We start from the raw sequence: 19,488 nt of genomic DNA, 5'->3' as shown, positions 1-19,488 counted from the left end.
ATTTGCGATAAGGAGCAGGGGCTGCCGATGCGGCCCCAATCTGATTCTGGAGGCCGGGTGTCCGCGAGTAGCAAATTAAATGAACCTGGGCGGTCGCGGGCCTTTTCTCCCTTCCTGGCGCCGCAGGAACATCAACGGCTTCAACAGGTTATCGACTTCACTGGGACGCCAGTTCCCGGTTTTGCCGATGAGTTGCGCGCGCTAGCACGACGTTTTGTCGATGATGGCGAAAGCCTGAAGCTGCGCGCTATCTGCCTGCTCCTTGCAGATTTGTTTGAGCAGGGTTGGTCAGTCAGCACCGGTGATGATGGCGGCTTCGAGTTTCAGCCACCAGGCCTCCATCGCGGTGCCACCGAGACGGTAGATGACATCAAGGCCCGCGTCCGCCAAACAATGCAGACAGCGCGGCTCCGTCAATTGGCCGAGCCCTCGGTCCGCAATTTCCTCGAACGCACTGAGAAGAGGCGGATCCGCGACGGCATTGAGGGATCGGTCCTAGATTTGATCGATGATGGCGCAGCGCTCTCTCGCAAATTGGCAACGATCAGCGACTTGCCTCTGGACGTGCAAGAGAATGAGTTGGCGGCGCTCGTGGATCCGGTGATCGAGGTGTGCGAAGCTGGCAGGCGCTGCTTCGATACCGGGTTGCCGCTCATCGATATTTGGCGCTACTTCCGACACACGTGGGCGCACGAATATCGCTCGATCCCAGGGCGGCAGATGCTGATTCTCATCCGCAACGCTGCGCGGCCTAACCGACCGGTCATGGGCATCGCGATGCTTGCCAGTCCAGTTATGCGCCTTACCACCCGCGATCAGTGGATCGGCTGGCTCCCAGACAGCGCTAAGTACCTTTTTGAACAAGGCTGTTGGTCGGCGACCGCCTTCGCCACGGCGCTATGGAAGAGGGTACAGACATCGATCAGCGAAATTCGCTGGGACGATCTCGCTACAGATGCCGAGATACGGTCACCTAGCGAGGCTGTCATTTTTCGGCTTGAGCAGCGCGCTGCGGGTGCGGCAGTTGAGCGCGAAGCCGAATTGAAGTTGCACTTCGAAAGTGAGCGCGAGCAGGGAGATGAGATCCGTCCGCACCGTGGGGGTGTGAAATCCTCGACGGACGGCGCTGACTGGCTCGCAGCCTCTAAAGATCTTCTGTTCGTACGCAAACGCGCGGAGGGCCTCGCAAAGCTCCTTTTTGCCAAGCACGTATTTCATTCGGTAAAGTTAAGGCGGGCACCTGCACGGGCTCTCAAAACGATGTTTGAGACTCGGGACGGTAAGCGTGCTCTAGACACGGTGCTAGCCGAATTCCGCAAGGCCGGCCTCTCCAGTGAAGTTGCCGATGTCAGCATCTGTGGTGCGGTCCATCCGTACAATGAACTGCTAGCAGGCAAACTGGTCGCGCTTGTCCTCGCTTCACAAGAGGTACGCGACGCATATGCCCGACGCTATGGCGGCCAGATCAGCATCATTGCGTCGCAGATGGCAGGTCGGCCAATAATCAAATCCGCCAATCTAAAACTGATCACCACCACCAGCCTCTATGGCGTCGGATCGAGCCAGTATAACCGCTTGGTTCTGCGCGCGACCGAACATGAGGGTCTTGAACACGATGTTCGTTGGGGGGCAATCGGCAAAAGCCTGACCGGCGGCTTTGGCACTCTGCATCTCGGGCAGGAAACCGCCCAGGCGCTCAGAACGATAGCATTTGCACGCCACGACGCTCGACGGGTAAATAATCGATTTGGCGAAGGCACGAGTCCACGTCTACGGCAAATTCGTGAGGGATTGGACGCTCTGGGGATCAAGAGCGACGCCATTCTCCACCATGCAACCCCGCGGATTTTCTACGGTTGCGAACTTGTCGGCAACGCACGTGACGCATTACTCGGCCTTGACGAGGAGGATAGTGCAGCGCCAGGCGTCGCAGTGATCGCTGCGGCATGGCGACGGCGCTGGCTGGTCAAACGCGTCCAACGTGAGGAAACTCGAGCCGCGCTCGCACGACTGGGACCAGTGAGCGTTCGTGCCAGCCTCCATGCTGATCAGGACGGACAATTTCGGCTACCTATCGATAACGATTGACCGCACGACCCATGCCGGAAATCGAATGCAGTAAACCATGAATATAAACCTGATCGTAATCCAAAATCCGTTCTTGCTGGACACAAATGTGCAAATCATTTCTTTAGACGCCTACAACAACAAGTGCCTGAATGGCTCTATTTAGCGATTTCAGGCTCTAAGTTTAGTAGGCGTGGGCGAGATTTTCTCTCGCGCGACCACATGGCAGACCGCAACGCTCAAATTTTTTCTTTCGGATGGGTGGGAAAGCAGTGATCGCAAGACCCATATCTGGTCCTTCGGCGAAACGCACTGGGCCCGACAGCAGCGGCTATCGTTGCCCCAAAAAGCCATCCGTACGAAGAAGATGTTCGAGGCTCTGCAAATCCGGATCGAATAAGAGCCGCGATACCAAAGCGCCATCGGGATGGAACTGCGCAGGCTCGTTCTTAACTGTGTCGTAGAAATTGTGCGTGATCTCACCTGACTGGAAGACATCGGGGCGCAGCGGGCACTGGGCATAGGGATTGTAGTAGATATGCAGACCGTCGAGGTGCGTCTCGGAGTGCAGCGCCGTCGCGCAGATGCGTATATCCGACCCTGCGATCTCGCGACCGAAATCCCATCGGCGCGTCTTCAGATAAGCCAGCTTTTTTTGGGAAACGGAATAGCGGTCTCCCAGCGCCCAGGCGGCGGCGTCATGCCCGACGGCGCTCTTTTCAATACACCGGTACCGGTTCGACCGGATGATCCTGTTGACACCGCTCTCGACAACGGCTTTTCCGAACGTCCCCACCGTCGAGAAGATCACTGCGCTGATCTCCTTAAAAGAATCATTGGTGAAAATGCCCATCTTCACCGGCGCGCCGGACGGCGTGCGGATCTCCGCAACTCTGGCCTGTTCGCCGAAGCTGCCGGGATCATGCGAGGGTTCGCCTATGCCGAAGAGAACCAGATTTATCAGTTCGTTATTCTGCAGTAGCGAATAGTCGCTGTCGAAGGGCGCGATGGCGACGACGAAGGGTACATTCCGGACATGGCTCAGCGAGCCATAGGGCCTCTTCTTTCCCTGGCTTCCCCGGAACAGTTCGGCCTTGTCCGTGAGTTTGCCGATGAGCTTGAGCGCGCAGCGATTCTTGAAAGCATCTAGGGATGCGGGATTGGCCGGCGCGGCACCCGCGCCCCGGTCGGATATCACTGCCTCGATATTGAACCGGTATCCGTCCGGCGCGGTCACGCAAAAATCTGGCACGGCCAGCGAGAAATCGGCAGTAAATCCCAACTCCGTAAGCGCCTTGTTGAGGTATAATTCCCACATCGCTGAGTTGAACGTCGACTGGAACTCCTTGACGAACTTATCGCCTTCCCTGCTGCGTTCAACCAAGCCGACCGACCAGCTTTGAATAATCGGCATCACCGCAGCGCAGGTTGGATCGTCCAGGACCAGGCGGAAGCTCTTGTGAAGCCGCGCAACCGGCAGTCTCGGTTCAAACAGATCAGTCATCTTCAGGCGCTCTCCGTGGCGCAAACTCATAGCCTGGCCGGCAGCCGACCGTCCGGATCGGCGCCGAGTTGCGAAGATAGCTGCCGTTCTCGCCGCATTCGTCACCGACAGTTTCAGCAATTCCCTCGTCAGGGCATGAAGGGACCCTAGTGCTCAATTTGAAGCCTCGATTAACGGAGCACCATCGGGAATACGACGTCGACAATGACAAACAGAATGAAGCCCAGGGCACCTCCTATGCATGTTCCGCTGGTGCGAATCCGTTGGAGGTCGGAACCGATACTTTCCTCGATCAGGGAACTCATTTCGTTAGCATCCCAGGCGTTTACGGTACGCTCAATGTGACTTGAAACGAACGCACCCAAGGCGGGGCCAAATTCTTCGACTAGCGTTTCAGCTTGCCGGTTGAACGAGGAACGTAAATCACGATCTGCTTCAAGCGTCGTGCCGATCCAATTTCCAGTTGCCACCAATTTTTTGTAGATCTCTGAGTTCGCATTTCGCAGATCTTTTTCCACACTGCCTCGTAGCTCATCCCACAAAGAACGCATGGTGGAGACGAACTTTTCATCTCTTAGGATGTACGCCTTAATTTCCTCACCTTTTGCTGCAAATTCGCTATTACCTTTCAGGTGAACTATCAGTATCTTAATTTTATTATTGAATGCATCTCGGATTTCATGGTCTGGTTGTTCCGAGACGTTTTTCAAATAACTCTCGACCCATCCTGCAATTTTATTTGCAGCGAAGCTGCCTACGGCTTCGGTCGGCACTAGAATTTGACCGTTGGGATATTCGTCTCGAATGGATTTGGCGATCGCCGTTGCGATATTTGCACGCGCCCTCGGATCTCTCAACGATTCGGTCAAGCTAGCTATAGCCTGATCAAGCAATTCATTATGCTTGCCCCCAGACATCATTAGTTCGAGTATCTCGCCAGTCTTTCGCGATAGATCTACATTCTTGAAGGCGTCTCTAAGAGTCTTCGACATGAGCGCTTGCACGCTTTCTTCGTGAAGCTCGTTAATTGCCCGATATAAAAGATTGGCACTATGCTTTCCGAAGCGCTCGGAATTCGTCGGTTGCAAAAACCAATCCGCAACGAGTTTCGCGGGATCGTTGCGCTTAACAATGTCGATCAACGCTTCATTTTTGAGAAAGTTGACTTGAACAAACTCGCCAATACTGCTTGCAATACGGCTCTTGTTTCTAGGTATGACTCCAGTATGCGAGGAGAATACAGGTATATTAATTGGCCGAAAGAGTGCGGTGACCGCGAACCAGTCCGCCAATCCGCCGACCATCGCTGCCTCTGATATGTATCTCGCCGGCCGGATCACCCATTCGCTCAATCCCATTGGGAGCAAGCTCGACAAGAATATGCTTACTGCGATCAGTAGCAATGTAAAAGGGGTGCGCTTTGCGCGCCTTAACTTCTGTGCGTTGCCTACTTCGCCTGTCACGCAATCCCTCCATCAGCGAGTGTCCGACGCTCACTAGGGGAAGGTGGTGCCGGGGTTGATCCTCGAGCGCTCTTATTGTTCAAACCATTACTTTCAAGTGGATAATCAATGTAAGGCGAAGTCATTGGGCTGGAGGCGTCCGAAGAACGGCCAACATGACGATGGTCGCCGCACTTCAAAATAGGCGCTGGAAATGGCAACTTGTGGGACCGTAATCTGGTCAACGGAACGACCGGGATGGACGCCTGGCCGACCTGCGGCCTTCGAACGCTGGGTGCGAGGCGGGCTTCAGGCCGTCGAAAAGGTTTGGCCTGACACCGGCCCAGCGGCATATGCCCCATTATCGTCGTCAGTTGTTTGTTTGGCGTTACCCGAAACCTGCCATTTGCTAGGGCTCGATGGCGAGGAGATCCCTTTACGGTCACTCATCATTTCGCATGAATTTTCCGAGGACGGCTTAATTACATTGTATATGCAAGCTGCAAAATAACATGGAGTGCCCAAAACGGTTGATGAAAACTATACGTCTAGCAATAAGTTGAAGATAGTAAAATACTATATTGCTTTCGTGCGTTTCGGTGATGAAACCCGCGAACAAGGTTAGAAGATCATTCACGAGACTAGAAATCTTCTCAGGAATAGGAAGCGTTGTGGCCCTTGCCCTTATTGATCCGTTCACGTTTCCGTATACAGGCGGACAAAATCCCATCAGGACCGCGCTCGAAGCCGCAAAGCACACAGTAGTGCATTACCCAGACAACGGGTTGGGTAATTACATTTGCGGCGTCCTCGATGCCAGCGCCGAATACAAGGCATGGATCAAGGCTATGCCGGCGAAGAAGCCCAAAGCCATCGCTACCTATCAATCGAACTATGACAAAAGAAACGATGCTGATGTAAACAGCGACATCCTCACATGCGGCGACACCCTCGATGTCGGGCAGATACTTTTTCATGGCGGGCATTGGACCGGGGGAACCGGAACCACTGTGATGAGTCGCCCGCTTTCGACAACGTTCAATCCCAACGTCGCCTTCGCAAACGCACTCTGGAAGGCCAAGGCATACGATGCCGGACGGCTTGATCTCATAGTGCTAGAGACAGCGACCGCAGCGACGAAGGCGTATGTGTTCAATCGCCGTGGCGACCTTAGCCATGAGCGCGAGATACTGCTACCCGCCAACACGACACTGAAATTCATCCGCGAGACATGCCAGCAAACGGCATACAATGTTACGAAGGTAGGCTGTCCCGATAAGACCATCCCGATCTACGTCGTAGAGGTGGAAGTGTCCTGAGTTCGATGCGCGCCTGTCGGAGGAACTTTCCATGCGATAAATCCCCGACGCATGTTCTCCCTCTCGCGTTTTGTGACTAGTGGTTAGGCCGGAACATATGATTCCTCCGAAATTGCGGTCTCATACGCGGATTTCCGCCATTTCCCAAAGGTACTATCTGTCCGAATCAAACCACTAGGACCCGATAGGCCGCTTCCTACCCATCCCAGATGACCGCGAACCTGCTCGGCGTGGGAAACCGGTCAGTCCACTGTCAAGCGCGTCAAATCGGCCCTCGAACGACCGACAAGGGACGCGTAGCGGACATCTTACCCAACCAGTCCGCACAATGATCGACGGCGCAACGCCGAGTCTCGAGTGCAATGGCGAGTCAGTTTCGTTCGCTCTGTGGTGTCAGTCTCGATACCGCCGCCAGTCAGGGCGCTACGCTTGACCATGTGGGTGCTTTACCCTCCATCAGCGCCATCAACTGGTCGAGCGGGCTCGACACGGCGTGGATCGTGCGGGTCGACACCTTGGTGTAGGGCGCAGTGGTCTCCAACTTGCCGTGGCCCAGCAGGACCTGAATGGATCACGCGGAGATCGACCTCCTGCTCGAGCAGTTGTGTCGCAACGGTAACTCCGGCCTTGCAGATGCATGGCCAATCTGCAACCTACGACGTGTCGCCGATCAAAACACGGTGATGGGGCGTGGAAACCCCGAATTCGGTAGACTCGGTTTCTTTATGAGGCCGGGTGGCATGCGCGCATGTCCAACCCGCAAGGGTAAAGGCGCATGCGCCTGCTCTACCGACCAGGTTTCCAACACCCGGCTTTTGCCGGTCGCCCTTGTCGAAACAGAGGGTGACCCAATGCACTTGAAACTTAACGGTAAGTTCCACCCTAGCGACCTTGAGCGAATCACCGGGCCGCTGATGGAGTTTCTCGAGCGGGAGGGGATCACGGAAATTGACGAGATATCCCTCAATCTCCGTGCTTGGCGGGGTGAAGTCCGCACACAGATCATAAATGCGGATGCCCGAATTGTCAGCTTGACCATTCCTGCGAAGGAAATCGTTGAGCGGGGGATACCTTCAACATTTGCACTGCCAAAACATCTGCAACTGCGAGATCGGCCGGACGAACTCGACCAGGATGGCTTCGCAATTTTCTGGGGACGAGATGACTGATGCCGCAGGCGCGGTTTCGTTTATCAGAACGGCCTGATGCTGACCTGCACGAATGGCTGTTGGTCACAGGTTTGAGAACTTTCGATCCAGCCCGCATAGAAATGCGCCTAGTCGGGAGAATTTTCAACGATCGGCGCCAGCGCTACCCTGATGGAAAGTGGGTCATGACCTCGGCTGTCCAATCCCCACGCCATCTCATTATCGCAGGTAGCACTATACGGACTCAAAACACCCTTTACCGCCTTCACGGAAGAGGTGCGGAGGAGGATATCACTCTAGACTGAGCAGGAGGTTGGATCGAATGCTTGTGGTGAAAGTCGAAGTTTGGCCCGGGGGGCATGCGGCCGGCGCATTTGAAATAGGACGCATGGAGGTCGTCAATGAGAGCGGCCTTTCAGCTATAAGCGATTATTCCGCCCGTATTATTCAACGGGAAACAGAACGAATGGAGATCGCGTCCTTTGATATTTGCACCCAGGTGCATTCACATGCTCGGCGCGACGGTCCTTGGGCGCTGATAAGAAAGGTGCTCGATAAATTACCAGGAAACGCCGCGCCTTAGTGCGCAATGCAATTATATAATTTGTTTCAATTTTTAGACAATATCACGTACGGAGATTTTTTCGGTAACAATGACCGGACAATTTCCATGGCCACTCCCATTTTGAAGATGATCAGATAATAGCAAACCTGAACTATTCTATACCTCCCTCACAATGAGAAAAGCTTGGTTATCTGATCCGTGGTCAAATCTCTAAATTCGGATACTGTGAATATATTCGGTCGCACAGGGGCGTAAAGAAGAGGACGCGAAACAAGTATTACCGGAGGGTATTCGCCAAATGGTCCTCGATCAGAGCGATCTCTCTCCATCTCTTCTATAAACCTATCGCTAACATGCGATCTGTCTACAATATCGGCTGGCAAAATGAAGACTTGAGTAGGATTAATCAGGTTATCCTGAATTTGACCAACCATCTCAGCACCAGCATCGGGTATCTCGGTTGAATCGTGGACTTGCAAACCGATGATACTAAAGCCTGCAGAAATCAGAATGTTCTCAATTTCCGTGCTCAGTGTAGGGTTATCTTCCGCATCTATAACCTGAATTAAATTAGTCATGATGAACTGAAATCCAATTTGATTGATCCTTCCTACGCAATATCCGAGTCACAGCATGGGGGCATTATTTTTCGTGTTCCATATTAGGAATTATTCAGCCTTATTGGGGGTAAAGGGGATGATATTATCCTGACCAGCTACCCTGAAATTGATGATAACCTTCTTCAAGTTGATTATCTCATCAATCAATCGCTGGTTTCTTTCTTTTTCTGATTGCAGATCCTTCTTGCAAATTCGAAGGTCTCTTTCTGCTTGAATCAGCTTTAATTCATTCGCAGCGAACTTCTGGGCGATGTCATCGCGCTCCGTGAACGCCCGCTGCGCAAACGAAAGTGGTTTTTCGGAGCTTGCGGAAGCATCCAACTCGTCAGGTATCGATGGGACCGCTTTTGTATTATCCGCACATCTAATCGCAGCCCACGAGATTAGGCGATTTACAGCGCGGAGTGACTTAATATGATACGGCTTATTGAGGGTGCTTTTGTACACATCAGCGCGGCGCAGCACCTCACGACGAGAGAGCGTAAACAGCCGTGGGCCATCACCACGATCGGCGATGTATCGGCATCGCCCTGTTATCGGATCCGCCGTACTTCGAATTTCACGCCGGATTTGAATGATTGTCACGGCAATTCTTCGCCTGACATTGTCTCGTTGAGCCGCAGCATTGGCCTGCTGCAAAGACAATCCTCGTTCACTCATGTGACTTGATCAACAATGGCAAGAAATCGTTTATCATTTTGGTAGTGTTCTTTGATTTCAGGAAAAATTTCAACCTGATCAAATATCTGGGAAACGAAAAATTTTTGCGGCAGCTCAAGTTGATCCGTGACGGCCTCGAAATAATAATCGAAGAGATCCTCGATGGTTTCATAGACTTCGTCGATCCGAAGGGAGAGGTCCAATCGGAATCGGCATTTTGCCTGACATGCCGCAGGGTCAATCTGCCGGCCGCCCACAGCGCACAGGCCAGTCTGTTCCAGCGCGCGTATGCACACAACACCAGGATAGATGATTTTGATATCTACAGCGCCTTCCAGCAGTTTGGCAGTTACGAACTGCATGAGGGTGACACGCTGCGTTCTCTCATTAAAAGGGATTTTCAAATCATCAAAGAAGCGGTCTCGTTGGGATCGTAGCGTTTCCGCCGCAGCGCCTGCACTATTATCAAGATCTTCAACGATATTCAGAGCGACTTCGGCTCGCCGCTCACCCAACATCTCGCGTAGATCGGCGAGAATGTTCGGGTCCGCTAATAGATAGCGCATGGTCGTCATGATATCGGCGTGGCCAAACATTTCCATGACCAGCATCGGCGCGCCCGTGAGGGCCAACAAAGCTAATCTGGCGATGGTTTTGCGGTATCGATGTGGGTGCGCTTTACCATCATTCAGGTGGGTTAGGCCGTGCCTCTCGGCGAACTGAGTGCATCGATAATGGGGGTCGATACGCGCTACGCCGACGTGCGTTGTGCTCATGCTCCACCAGAAGCCGTCACTGTCAGCGGGGCCCAAGACTTTGGCCAAGACTGCTTGAGTTTCCAGCCAGCCGACGACCTGCGCGGGAATTGGCCAATTCCTTTTATCGCCCAGCGATGTCCGAGATGGCTTCATCGTCCGACCGTCGATGATCCCAAATTCATCTTCAGTGCCAACATTCCGCAGAATTACCGAGCGCTTGAGTGAAAGCACCTCGCTTTTCCGTCCGCCGGAAAGCAGCAGAAGAATATGTAGAATTGAATCGACGTGGCGACTTATGATGCGCTCTAGTTCGTCCCATTTCGTAGGTGGAAAGACGAGATTGTCACAAATGAACGGAATTTCTTTCAGTTCGGAACCATCAGATTTGATCCAGTGAAAATCTGCTAATTTGCGCTTCCATGCATCTGATCGTGCTTTCCAGACAGTTTTCGGCTTCGGCGCGCCATTTCTACCACGAGGGAACCACTCTTCGCGATTGACATCCATGTCAGGATGGTCGGCGAAGATTTTCGCAAGATTGGGACCGATTTCGTTGAGGTAAAAGTAGCACCGGCGCCCCATCTCCGCGACATAACTGTCAGCCAGCGGGTGATAGGTTACGTCAGTCACGACGATATCGATTTCGGTGCTAGAATGCCCGTTTCCATCTCTGAGGTCTTCCTCGTCAAAAGAAGCGTTGCCTACACTATCATCCACCGTCGCGGTAAGTTGTCCCGGGAAATCAGCGATGAAACCTCTACGCCCATATTCGGCAAGAGCCTGTAAGTGCGTGAGAAGCTTCGCGGTATGGTTTTTGCGCCCCTTGGCTGCGGCATTCAGCAGTTCATCCCAGTCAGCGGCGCTGAGAGATGAAAAGGAATATCTCTGGCGTGCGATCATGTCGCCAGCAAACTCATTCAGAAGGCGCTGCCGTGCCTGCAATCCGGGAAGTCGAATTGGACTATTGAGCGGTGCCACCATAGACAGCACCAAAAAGCGCTTGATTGTCCTCAACAGGCCTGCGCCTCCCAGCGCCTCTAGATCGCACGGCAGGCTATGACGGATACGTCGTTGCGATGGGGGAGCGTTCGGCATTAATTCCTCCGGCCAGCACCAATCATCATCACAAATTCTGCTGCCAGGATTTGTGTCCGTAGGCAGCGTTACAAGCGCGTTTTCAGGTATGACGAAGCTTGCATCCGATAGATTTTCCAGCGTCAGCGATGCGTGTTGAGAGAATAAGCTGCGGCAATAGTCGATAAAGGGTTTCGTCATTCTGTTGCGCTGCTCCGGTTCGCCATGCGTCGGGCGCCAACCGATGCGGTGCCAAACATCGGCCGGGGCGGGCGCGCGCTTACCTCCTTGATCGCATCAGCTTGCACCTTGGGTGCGTACTGCCTGAAAAGTTCTTCGGCAGCCTCTAGGCGATCGCTGTAATCGCTGGCTGTCCAAGCGACGATGTCAATCGAAGACTTCAGTTGTTCGAGTCGGGATATTTCTCGCGCCACATAGATCGCGGTATCGAAAGTAGGATAAGCACGACTGCACCCATCATAACAGTTCTGGACAGTGCACATATCTCCGGTTCGGTGAGAAGGGTCGATATGGGGGTCTGGTTTCCTAGGATCAGCGCATTGCATGCCCTGGGCGGATATAGAGGTGCCCGTCGCTAGCCTGGCGCCTTGCTCCTCTGTCAAACGCCCGTTCGAAATCAACTCTCGGATGATCGCTGGAGTTGTTGACTCACCAGTCTGGAATTGCCGTAGCAGCGCGCCTCCAAGATCGAGCCAACTCCGCCGATGCGCCGATCGCCGCTTTTCATTAGCGATATAGGTAATCAAGGATGCGAAGTCGCTGTGGCCCAACGCGATCTTCGTCAGAATAAGATTAGCCCCAGATCGCTCATATGCGAAAATTGCCCATGCTCGGCGAGTCAGGCCTTGACTCAGCTTTACCGGCTGTCCGTTTGCACGTTTAACCCCCGCTTCAGCGAGCGCGGCGTTGAGAGTAGGCCAGTCGATTTCGAGTTCGGCAATCGAGCCATCGTCTTGTACCACTAACCACGCGCGGCTCATCAGATCACGAAGTCGGGGCAGCGTGCGGCGAAGGTCCATACGCTCTTGTGCACTGATACCGTTAGACTTGTCCTGAATCGTGGACTCAATCGCCTGTATTCGGTTGGCGATCATCAGGCGCAACGGCTCCGTCCAAGCAATAACACGGCGCATCACATCATAGGCCGTGAAATCCTTGTTAGTGCTGCTTTGGGTGGATTGAAGCTTTCCCACCGGCCGATTCTTTACAGCGTAGATGTCGACATACGTTCCATTTTCGCCATGAATAGGATGGGGATTATGCCATCGTCCGGGAACAATAGATAAGCCAGTTGATGAATTAAATCCTGTTCTTAATAGGAAAAGTGCAAATGCACACTGCAACTCTTGCTTTGTAGGGATCGCCAAGTGCAACAAACGATATTGTTCACGCATTCCCAGCCGGTCAGCATTAAGGCCGTTGCGATGAGAATAACACTGCGACAATGCTTCCTTTGTGCTGTTGTTGGCACGAAGATACTGTTTCTTTTGGTTGTGATAGATATGATCTACCCATCCTGCAGCGGAAAGAATCTTGCCTTCTTGTCGCAGAGCGTGAAGCGGGACCCCCGAGATGTCGGCACCTTTCTTACCTAAATCCAAGTCGCCTCGCAGGACTGAAGAGATGATCTCAGTGCGGTATTCAACTGCTATAGGGAACATGGCCCTCCCACCTGGGGCGGGAGACAGGAAATCATCCTGCGTAACATCGTTGGGATACCGGTCGATGAATGCAGGTGGAGATACTTGAAGGATAGCAGTCTTCGGAAACTTTCTACTAACTTCGAGCTCTCTCCACAGGTAAGCATATTCGACGCGGCGGCGCTCGCGAACGTCGGCAAGTTCTGGATCGATAACCTCTCCGACTTTATCTACGGCTTTGGGGATGCCATCTTTAGGAGGGTGAGATACTTCTTCGGGTAAGAGGTACCGCCCTTCCGCAATCCGTGATGTCGTGTTCCTGAGCGATGTAATCAGAGCTTCGCCGATGATGCGATAATCTTCATCTTCATCGACATCATCTGTACGATCCCAGTTCGCGCTTCCCTTTCTCTGGGGGAAGCGGTTCGGCGCCAATATGAAACTGCCCGGCAAGTCACCAAACTTTTCCTGTGCCGCAGACCGAGCCACGCGCGCGCACTGTGTATATACACGAGAGAGGGTATCACCCTCGATCTGCTTTGGAAGCCATGCTTCGAACAAACCCCAAACTGCGCCAGGTAAATCTTCGACCCCACTGTTGAACAAAACCGACGGCCTAGAATTCTGGTTTTTTTTGCCAGCTACATCGAGCCAATCAAGGAAGGATAAAAGATAGCTAAGATCGTAGGTCAGGGTCTTGAACGTAGCGTGAGTGATCCGACGTTCTCTGGCAATGCGACGCAAACCAGCAACGAGGTCTGCACCTAGTGCGGGGCGGGGCGAAATTCGGCGTCCGATCCCCTCGGTCCGGCCGAACACAAAGTGGCTGCAATCTTCTTCCCAGGCCTGAGGTGGGCGGTCACCGCTTCCTTTTGAACGACCGCGAACAACGTAATTGTGACCATTAAGGTTATCCATGCCGGTTCAGTCCTTAAAGCCTGTCTTCAAACAGTTTGCTGAGCGACACGGGAAAAAGTCTTTGACTAAGCGTAACCAAGTACATCTCAGTAGTGGTAAGGTGATTATGGCCAAGATTCTGCTGGAGTCGGATCAGTTCAGTCTGCAATTCCAAGTTGATGTTCGGCGGCAATTCACCAGACGCGTTTCGTCGGCTTTCGGCGGCTTGCAGAAGGAAATTTACGGCATACCAGTGCCGCCCCATATGAGGAGAAATCGAGCCAGCTTTCCGGAAGGCGCGATAGAAGGCTTTCGGTGGAAATGCTGAACCATCCTCACGGAGCAGCAGAATATTACCGAATGTTGAGGCCTGCTGTTGTCGCAGGCTTCGGATAAAGTCCTGATAGGCAACGATCTGCTGGACAAGGAAAGGTTCAATTTCAACGAGGCGGGTCTTGTTGCCCTTTCCAGTAACCCTGAGATACTGTTGCTTACCGGCGCCGAGCTTAGCCAAGGCGTCATTTCGAAGATTAATGGTCTCGCTCAACCTCAAGCCGCATCCATAAATCAGTAAGGCGCCGAGTTGGGCAGCGGGATCAAGGATAGCCGCAATGTGACCGCGAAGCTCATCCCCATCAGGAAGTCGTACTCGCCTCGGATCTGGACGACGAAGCGCGGAAAACTGCGGGCGCACGATTGTCTGCGGCGCGCCCGAGTAGGAGGCTACACGGACCTTTCGCTCCTCAACGGAAACAACGAACTCTGGTGCTAATCCTTCGAATTTTGTCCAAAGTAAGAAATTCAGCGCGTCAATCTGGCGGTGATGAATTGTGGTATTCGAAACAGAAAAGCCGCTATTCGACCACTCTCCAGTTCCCATGTCATCGCCATAAGCCTCGAGGAGGTCTTCCTGTGCTCTGAGCAACCGCTCGTGAATATCCTCGTCGGTATCGTCGAGGCAAAGCGTCGCCTCCCACCATTCGACGAAATCATCGACATGGCGTGCTATGACATTGATACTTTGTGGGAGAGTCCGGCGCCCTTTACGCTTCAGCGCAGCAGCTTGAAAGCTATCCAACTGAGTGGGTTGTGTACTCCCAAATTCTGCAAGTTGAGCGCGTCCGACCGACGGGGTCCAAGCCTTGGTCCAGCGCGCCTGAATATAACCATTCACCAGCCGGCCTGCACTCCCTCCACGAGTGACAAATGGACAACCTATGAGATTCTGCGGAACGCCTAAATCGCGAGCAGATGCCTGAAAGTGAAACAGCCGCTTCGTCAGCGCCTGAGGCTTGATAAGGTCGCCTACTCTGAGTTCTGCAACTGGCAATAATCTGTTCCCGTGCTGTTCTATCGCCAGCTAGGAATCGACCAGACCCTTGTCAACGGGACCGAGGTTAGAGTGGACTGTAGATCTGCTTCATCTGCGTGGCCGAAAATTGCTCTCGGCCGCCGCCAGCGTTCCCATACCAAATGGAGCCGTTCAACGATCGTTCGCCGTCTCCACCCACCAAGAGGGTATGTCATAAATATCGGAATCGATCGTGCCCGGCGTATTGGGAACGGTGATGCCGTGCTTCAGCGCGAGCCCGGAGCGCGGACGCACCTGCACCTCGTACCCATGCGGGATCGCGAAGGACAGGCCGGTGGCAACGGCATGACGCCCGCCGGGGGGAAGGGTGACGTCTTCCGCCGAGACCACATCCATACCGGCGGCGCCTTCGGTGGCGTAGGCAGGCAGTTCAAGGCCTTTCCCATGGGGCAAGACCTTGACGAGGACGGGAACTTCAACCGGGGAATGCATCGGCGATCCTTTCGATGAGGACGCGTGCCACGTCCTCCTTGGGCATTTCTGGCAATGAGATCACGTCATCGCCCGTGACGATGTGAATGGTGTTGGAATCCCCGCCCATCACATCGCCACTGACATCGTTGGCCACGATCCAGTCTGCCCCCTTGCGCACGCGCTTGTCGCGCGCGTAGCGGATCACGTCCTGCGTTTCAGCGGCGAAGCCGACCACGAGCCGCGGTCGCCTCAGCCCCTTGGCAAGCCCTGCAAGGATGTCCGGGTTCTCCGTCAGCTCGAGCGGCGGAACGCCCTGCCCGGTCTTCTTGAGTTTCTGGTCGGCTGATCGGGCAACGCGCCAGTCGGCCACCGCTGCGACCATGATCGCAGCATCGGCAGGCAAGGCGGCATCGACGGCCGCCGCCATCTCCAGCGCGCTTTCCACGTCCACCCGGTCGACCCCTGCGGGCGTCGGCAGGTTGACGGGGCCGGACACCAGAGTCACCCGCGCGCCGGCCTCCGCCGCTGCAGCAGCGATGGCAAAGCCCTGTTTGCCGGATGAACGGTTCGCGATGTAGCGGACCGGATCGATCGGTTCGTGGGTAGGCCCGGCGGTAATGAGGACATGCCTGCCGGAGAGGGGCAGCGGCTTCCCTGCCGGGACCCGGGGCGCCGTCGGGACCGGCGTGAGCCCTCTCCCGCCGTGGCCCAGGTGGCGGGCCATGCGATGCCAGATCTCCACCGGTTCAGGCAGCCGGCCCGGACCATATTCCCCGCAGGCCATCGTGCCTTCGTCCGGTTCCATGACATCCACTCCCGAATCCCGCAGCGTCTGCACGTTGCGCATTGTGGCCGCGTGCTGCCACATGCGCACGTTCATCGCCGGCACCGCCATGACAGGCTTGTCGGTGGCGAGCAGGAGCGTGGTTGCAAGATCGTCGGCCATGCCTGCCGCCATCCGGGCGAGAAGGTCGGCGGTAGCGGGGCAGACGACAACGAGGTCGGCCTCCCGACTGAGCTGGATATGTCCCATCTCGGCCTCGTTCTTGAGATCCCAGAGCGTGGTGTGGACAGGATTCTCAGAGAGGGCCGCGAGCGTCATGGGTGTGACGAACTTCGCCCCCCCCTCCGTCAGCACGCAGGTGACCGAGCCGCCTTCCTTACGGATGGTGCGCACGAGTTCGCAAGCCTTGTACGCGGCGATTCCGCCGCCCACGATCAGCAGGATCCGAGGTCCGTTCATAGCTGCGGCTTTTGCAACAGCGTGCGGTGTGGCGCAATCAGTTTGGCGCTGGCTTCATGCGCGCCCTCAGGGCAAGCTGCCGCAAGGCCCGCGGCGCGAAGACGAGGCCGACGAACAGGGTTGGCGCGATCATGGCGCCCCAGTAGAAGTTGTCCCACCGCCCCGCAATCATGAAGGCGAGCCCGTAACCGGCGCCAAGCAGAAAGCCGACCAGACCGGAAGGGCTGCGCCACCCCAGCCATCCGAACGTCATCAGCACCACCGCCGGTCCGGCGAGAAACGGCGGGAGCCATCGCAGGTTGCTGGATTGCACCACGTTGACCAGCCAGCCCGCCATGCCCCGCATCACCAGCCAAGGCGGTCCGTGCGGGTCGCTGGGCACGACCTCCCGCGCGATGATCGTCAGGTGCCAGGCCAGGCCGGCGAGGAACACCAGCGTTAGGAGGATCCAGGCAGCCGCTTCGTACCAGCTGCGCCGCCATACGGCGAACGCCGCCATCAGCAGCACGTAAGGCAGCGCCAGCTCGCGTATGGCGAGCGCCAGCGCCGCCGCCACGAATGCTCCTCTCCACGCTCCTTCCCGGCCGCCCCCTTCGGGACGATGCAAAGCAAAGGAGAGGGCGATGAGCCCACCGGCCCACAGTTCATGCAAGGGAAAGTAGTGGCGGTTGAGCCCCAAAGATGCGGCCACGAAAACGAAGGCCGTGCCCAGGCGCTGCACGCGCCCCCGGTCCTCGGGCTCTTCGCCGAGCCGTCGCCACCAGGCGGCGACGATCGCCAGCATAAGCGCGATCGCCGCCGCCATCTGCCCCCCCTCGCCCAGCGCGGCGTTGATGTAGGCCAGGGTCGGCAGGCGCACTGCCAGGCCGGGATTCACGGGGTAATGGCGGCTTCGCTGCTCGGGTACGATGAAGTCGTAATAGTGTTCGCCCTTGCGGATGCGTTCCGTCGCCACCTCGTAGAGGGCGATGTCTTCATCGTAGGGCTTGGTAGCGTCGGAAAGGGAGGCGCCTGCGCGGTCGACCGGGCCCTCGACCGCGCCTTCCCAGGGCGAGCGGGTGCCGGGCTTCATGGTCGGCGCGATCAGAGAGGCCAGCAGCACCAGAAGCAGCGCAGCCAGCGCCAGCCGGGCTGCCGAAGGCGAGAGCCGCTCGAGACGGCCCTTGCCGATCATCACCCCAGCATCGTCAGATACGTCAGTCCCCAAGCCGCAGCACCTCCAAGTGTCGCCGCCAGAGCATAGCCGCCCCATCGGTTACTTTCGCGTGTACGACGCTCCCAGATGATTTCGATTTCGGGAAGGGGGGCCTGTTCCGGTGCTCCGCCCTTGGCGGGGAAACGCTCCTCGATGCGCCGCACCAGCGAAGGGAGGCGCAGCAGGGTGTCCAGATCCTCACGCACCCGGTCGACGATCACGGCTTCGGGGCCGAGTTCGTCACGGATCCAGTCGCGCACGAAGGGGCTTGCAACGTCCCACATGTTGATGTCGGGATCGAGCGCGGTGGCGAGGCCCTCCACCATGACCATCGTCTTCTGCAGCAGCAGCAGGTGGGGCTGCACGGCCATGTCGAAGTCACGGGTGATGGCGAACAACCCATCAAGCATCTGCCCGACCGAAAGCTCCGAAACCGGCTTGCCGCGCATCGGCTCTCCGACGGCGCGCAGCGCGGTCGCGAACTCCTCGACCGTGTGATAGCTGGGGACGTATTGAGCTTCGAAATGGATTTCAGCGACGCGCCGGTAATTGCCGGTCGTCAGGCCATAGAGAATCTCGGCGAGCCACAACCGCGCCTGCCGATTGATCCGGCCCATGATGCCAAAATCGATGGCGACGATCGTGGGATGCTCCGGCCCGCCCTGCACAAACAGGTTGCCCTGGTGCATGTCGGCATGGAAAAATCCGCAGGAGATCGCCTGGGTGAGGAATGTAATCACCAGCCGGCGGGCAAGCGCGGGCAGGTCGTAGCCGGCCTCGACCAACCCGGCGATGTTGCTCATCTTGATGCCGTCGATCCACTCGACCGTCATCACCGAGCCGTTGGTGCGATCCCAATCGATGTCCGGCACGCGGTAATCGTCGATCCCGCGCATCGCGGCGGCCAGCTCGGACGCCGATGCGGCTTCGCGCCGCAGATCGAATTCGCGCGAGGTCCAGCGCTTGAGATTGTCGATTACCGCGCGCGGCCGCAACCGTGCCGCCTCGCCGCCAAGCGCCTCCAGATGTGCGGCGGCCCACTCGTACGTCTCCACGTCGCGCGCGAACTGCTCACGAATGCCCGGGCGCAGGACCTTCACTGCAACCGCCCGGCCGTCCGGCGTGACGGCACGATGCACCTGCGCGATCGAGGCGGCCCCGACCGGCGCCTCCTCGAACGTGGTGAACAGCGTCTCGAGCGAACGTCCGAAGGTGCTTTCGACCTGGTTGCGGATCAGCGCGAAGTCGACCGGCGGCAAGCTGTCCTGCAACGCCAGCAGATTGCGCGCCGGCCCTTCTCCCACCAGATCCGGACGAGTTGCCAGCGCCTGGCCGAGCTTGATCGCGGCAGGCCCGATGTCCTGGAAGGCGCCTGCATAATCCGGGTCCACAGGCTGGCGGGCACCAAGGCGGGCGACGCGGCACAGGCGCTTCACGGGCGCAGGCGCGTTACGGTCGTTCTCGATTCCGCGCAGGGCGCCGTGCCGCGCGAGGACGCGGCCCCACTTCAGGAGGCGCCAGATATGCTTTGCGGTGCTTGTCACCGGGT

The 19,488-nt window shown here is 56.2% G+C and carries 15 protein-coding genes and 1 pseudogene; 5 read left to right on the top strand and 11 right to left on the bottom strand.

Translation table 11 applies throughout. The annotated features are described in order from the left end of the window. Positions 1–57: 57 nt before the first annotated feature. Positions 58–2,088, top strand: coding sequence for a Druantia anti-phage system protein DruA (locus C2R25_RS05055; RefSeq protein WP_233203771.1), 2,031 nt, complete (start codon positions 58–60; stop codon positions 2,086–2,088). 310 nt (positions 2,089–2,398) lie between these two features. Here C2R25_RS05055 and C2R25_RS05050 read toward each other — a convergent pair whose 3' ends face one another. Next, on the bottom strand, positions 2,399–3,571 hold the full coding sequence (locus tag C2R25_RS05050; RefSeq protein WP_103728136.1) for a hypothetical protein: 1,173 nt from the start codon (positions 3,569–3,571) through the stop codon (positions 2,399–2,401). 170 nt (positions 3,572–3,741) lie between these two features. After that, positions 3,742–5,034 carry a DUF445 domain-containing protein gene (locus tag C2R25_RS05045; protein ID WP_146049619.1) on the bottom strand — a complete coding sequence of 431 codons (1,293 nt, stop codon included), beginning with the start codon at positions 5,032–5,034 and terminating at the stop codon, positions 3,742–3,744. Positions 5,035–5,684: 650 nt separating this feature from the next. On the opposite strand from C2R25_RS05045, the gene C2R25_RS05040 reads away from it, so the two are divergent. The 4 genes from C2R25_RS05040 (at position 5,685) to C2R25_RS05030 (ending at position 8,063) form a co-directional block, all read left to right on the top strand. Beyond that, entirely contained in the window at positions 5,685–6,332 is a 648-nt protein-coding gene (locus C2R25_RS05040) for a hypothetical protein (RefSeq protein ID WP_146049618.1), read from the top strand. A gap of 362 nt (positions 6,333–6,694) precedes the next feature. Continuing rightward, the gene (locus C2R25_RS21285; protein ID WP_158250617.1) at positions 6,695–6,856 is read left to right on the top strand and encodes a hypothetical protein; all 162 of its coding nucleotides are present in this window, start codon (positions 6,695–6,697) and stop codon (positions 6,854–6,856) included. 42 nt (positions 6,857–6,898) lie between these two features. Then, a complete protein-coding gene (locus C2R25_RS21280; RefSeq protein WP_103728133.1) occupies positions 6,899–7,501 on the top strand; it encodes a hypothetical protein in 603 nt (200 codons plus the stop codon). Positions 7,502–7,802: 301 nt separating this feature from the next. Then, positions 7,803–8,063 (top strand): hypothetical protein, encoded by a 261-nt coding sequence (locus C2R25_RS05030; RefSeq protein ID WP_103728132.1) that lies wholly within the window; start codon positions 7,803–7,805, stop codon positions 8,061–8,063. 149 nt (positions 8,064–8,212) lie between these two features. Here C2R25_RS05030 and C2R25_RS20150 read toward each other — a convergent pair whose 3' ends face one another. The 9 genes and pseudogenes from C2R25_RS20150 to ubiB all read right to left on the bottom strand — a co-directional run bounded on the left by C2R25_RS20150 (position 8,213) and on the right by ubiB (position 19,483). Then, positions 8,213–8,623 carry a hypothetical protein gene (locus C2R25_RS20150; protein ID WP_146049617.1) on the bottom strand — a complete coding sequence of 137 codons (411 nt, stop codon included), beginning with the start codon at positions 8,621–8,623 and terminating at the stop codon, positions 8,213–8,215. A 90-nt stretch (positions 8,624–8,713) separates the two neighbouring features. Continuing rightward, positions 8,714–9,325, bottom strand: a complete 612-nt coding sequence (locus tag C2R25_RS20145) for a hypothetical protein (protein WP_146049616.1) — start codon at positions 9,323–9,325, stop codon at positions 8,714–8,716. Beyond that, on the bottom strand, positions 9,322–11,358 hold the full coding sequence (locus C2R25_RS05020; protein ID WP_103728130.1) for a tyrosine-type recombinase/integrase: 2,037 nt from the start codon (positions 11,356–11,358) through the stop codon (positions 9,322–9,324). Before C2R25_RS05020 ends, C2R25_RS20145 begins: the two co-directional genes overlap by 4 nt. Continuing rightward, positions 11,355–13,736 (bottom strand): hypothetical protein, encoded by a 2,382-nt coding sequence (locus C2R25_RS20140; RefSeq protein WP_146049615.1) that lies wholly within the window; start codon positions 13,734–13,736, stop codon positions 11,355–11,357. The genes C2R25_RS05020 and C2R25_RS20140 overlap by 4 nt, the downstream gene beginning before the upstream one ends. Positions 13,737–13,749: 13 nt before the next feature. Further along, positions 13,750–15,045: a site-specific integrase gene (locus C2R25_RS05005; protein ID WP_146049614.1), complete on the bottom strand. Its 1,296-nt coding sequence runs from the start codon at positions 15,043–15,045 to the stop codon at positions 13,750–13,752. A 201-nt stretch (positions 15,046–15,246) separates the two neighbouring features. Continuing rightward, positions 15,247–15,519: pseudogene (locus C2R25_RS05000) on the bottom strand (dUTP diphosphatase); the annotation flags it as partial. Next, the gene (gene coaBC / locus C2R25_RS04995; RefSeq protein ID WP_103728125.1) at positions 15,503–16,744 is read right to left on the bottom strand and encodes a bifunctional phosphopantothenoylcysteine decarboxylase/phosphopantothenate--cysteine ligase CoaBC; all 1,242 of its coding nucleotides are present in this window, start codon (positions 16,742–16,744) and stop codon (positions 15,503–15,505) included. The pseudogene C2R25_RS05000 and the gene coaBC, both read right to left, overlap by 17 nt. Before the next feature lie 37 nt (positions 16,745–16,781). Beyond that, the gene (locus C2R25_RS04990) at positions 16,782–17,951 is read right to left on the bottom strand and encodes a hypothetical protein (protein ID WP_233203770.1); all 1,170 of its coding nucleotides are present in this window, start codon (positions 17,949–17,951) and stop codon (positions 16,782–16,784) included. Continuing rightward, the gene (gene ubiB / locus C2R25_RS04985) at positions 17,918–19,483 is read right to left on the bottom strand and encodes a 2-polyprenylphenol 6-hydroxylase (protein WP_103728123.1); all 1,566 of its coding nucleotides are present in this window, start codon (positions 19,481–19,483) and stop codon (positions 17,918–17,920) included. Before ubiB ends, C2R25_RS04990 begins: the two co-directional genes overlap by 34 nt. Positions 19,484–19,488: the final 5 nt, after the last annotated feature.

This window comes from Novosphingobium sp. HII-3, from assembly GCF_002916655.1.
GTDB lineage: Bacteria > Pseudomonadota > Alphaproteobacteria > Sphingomonadales > Sphingomonadaceae > Novosphingobium > Novosphingobium panipatense.
The sequence above is the reverse complement of the archived record's forward strand: the minus strand, read 5'-3'. Positions and strand labels throughout refer to the sequence as shown.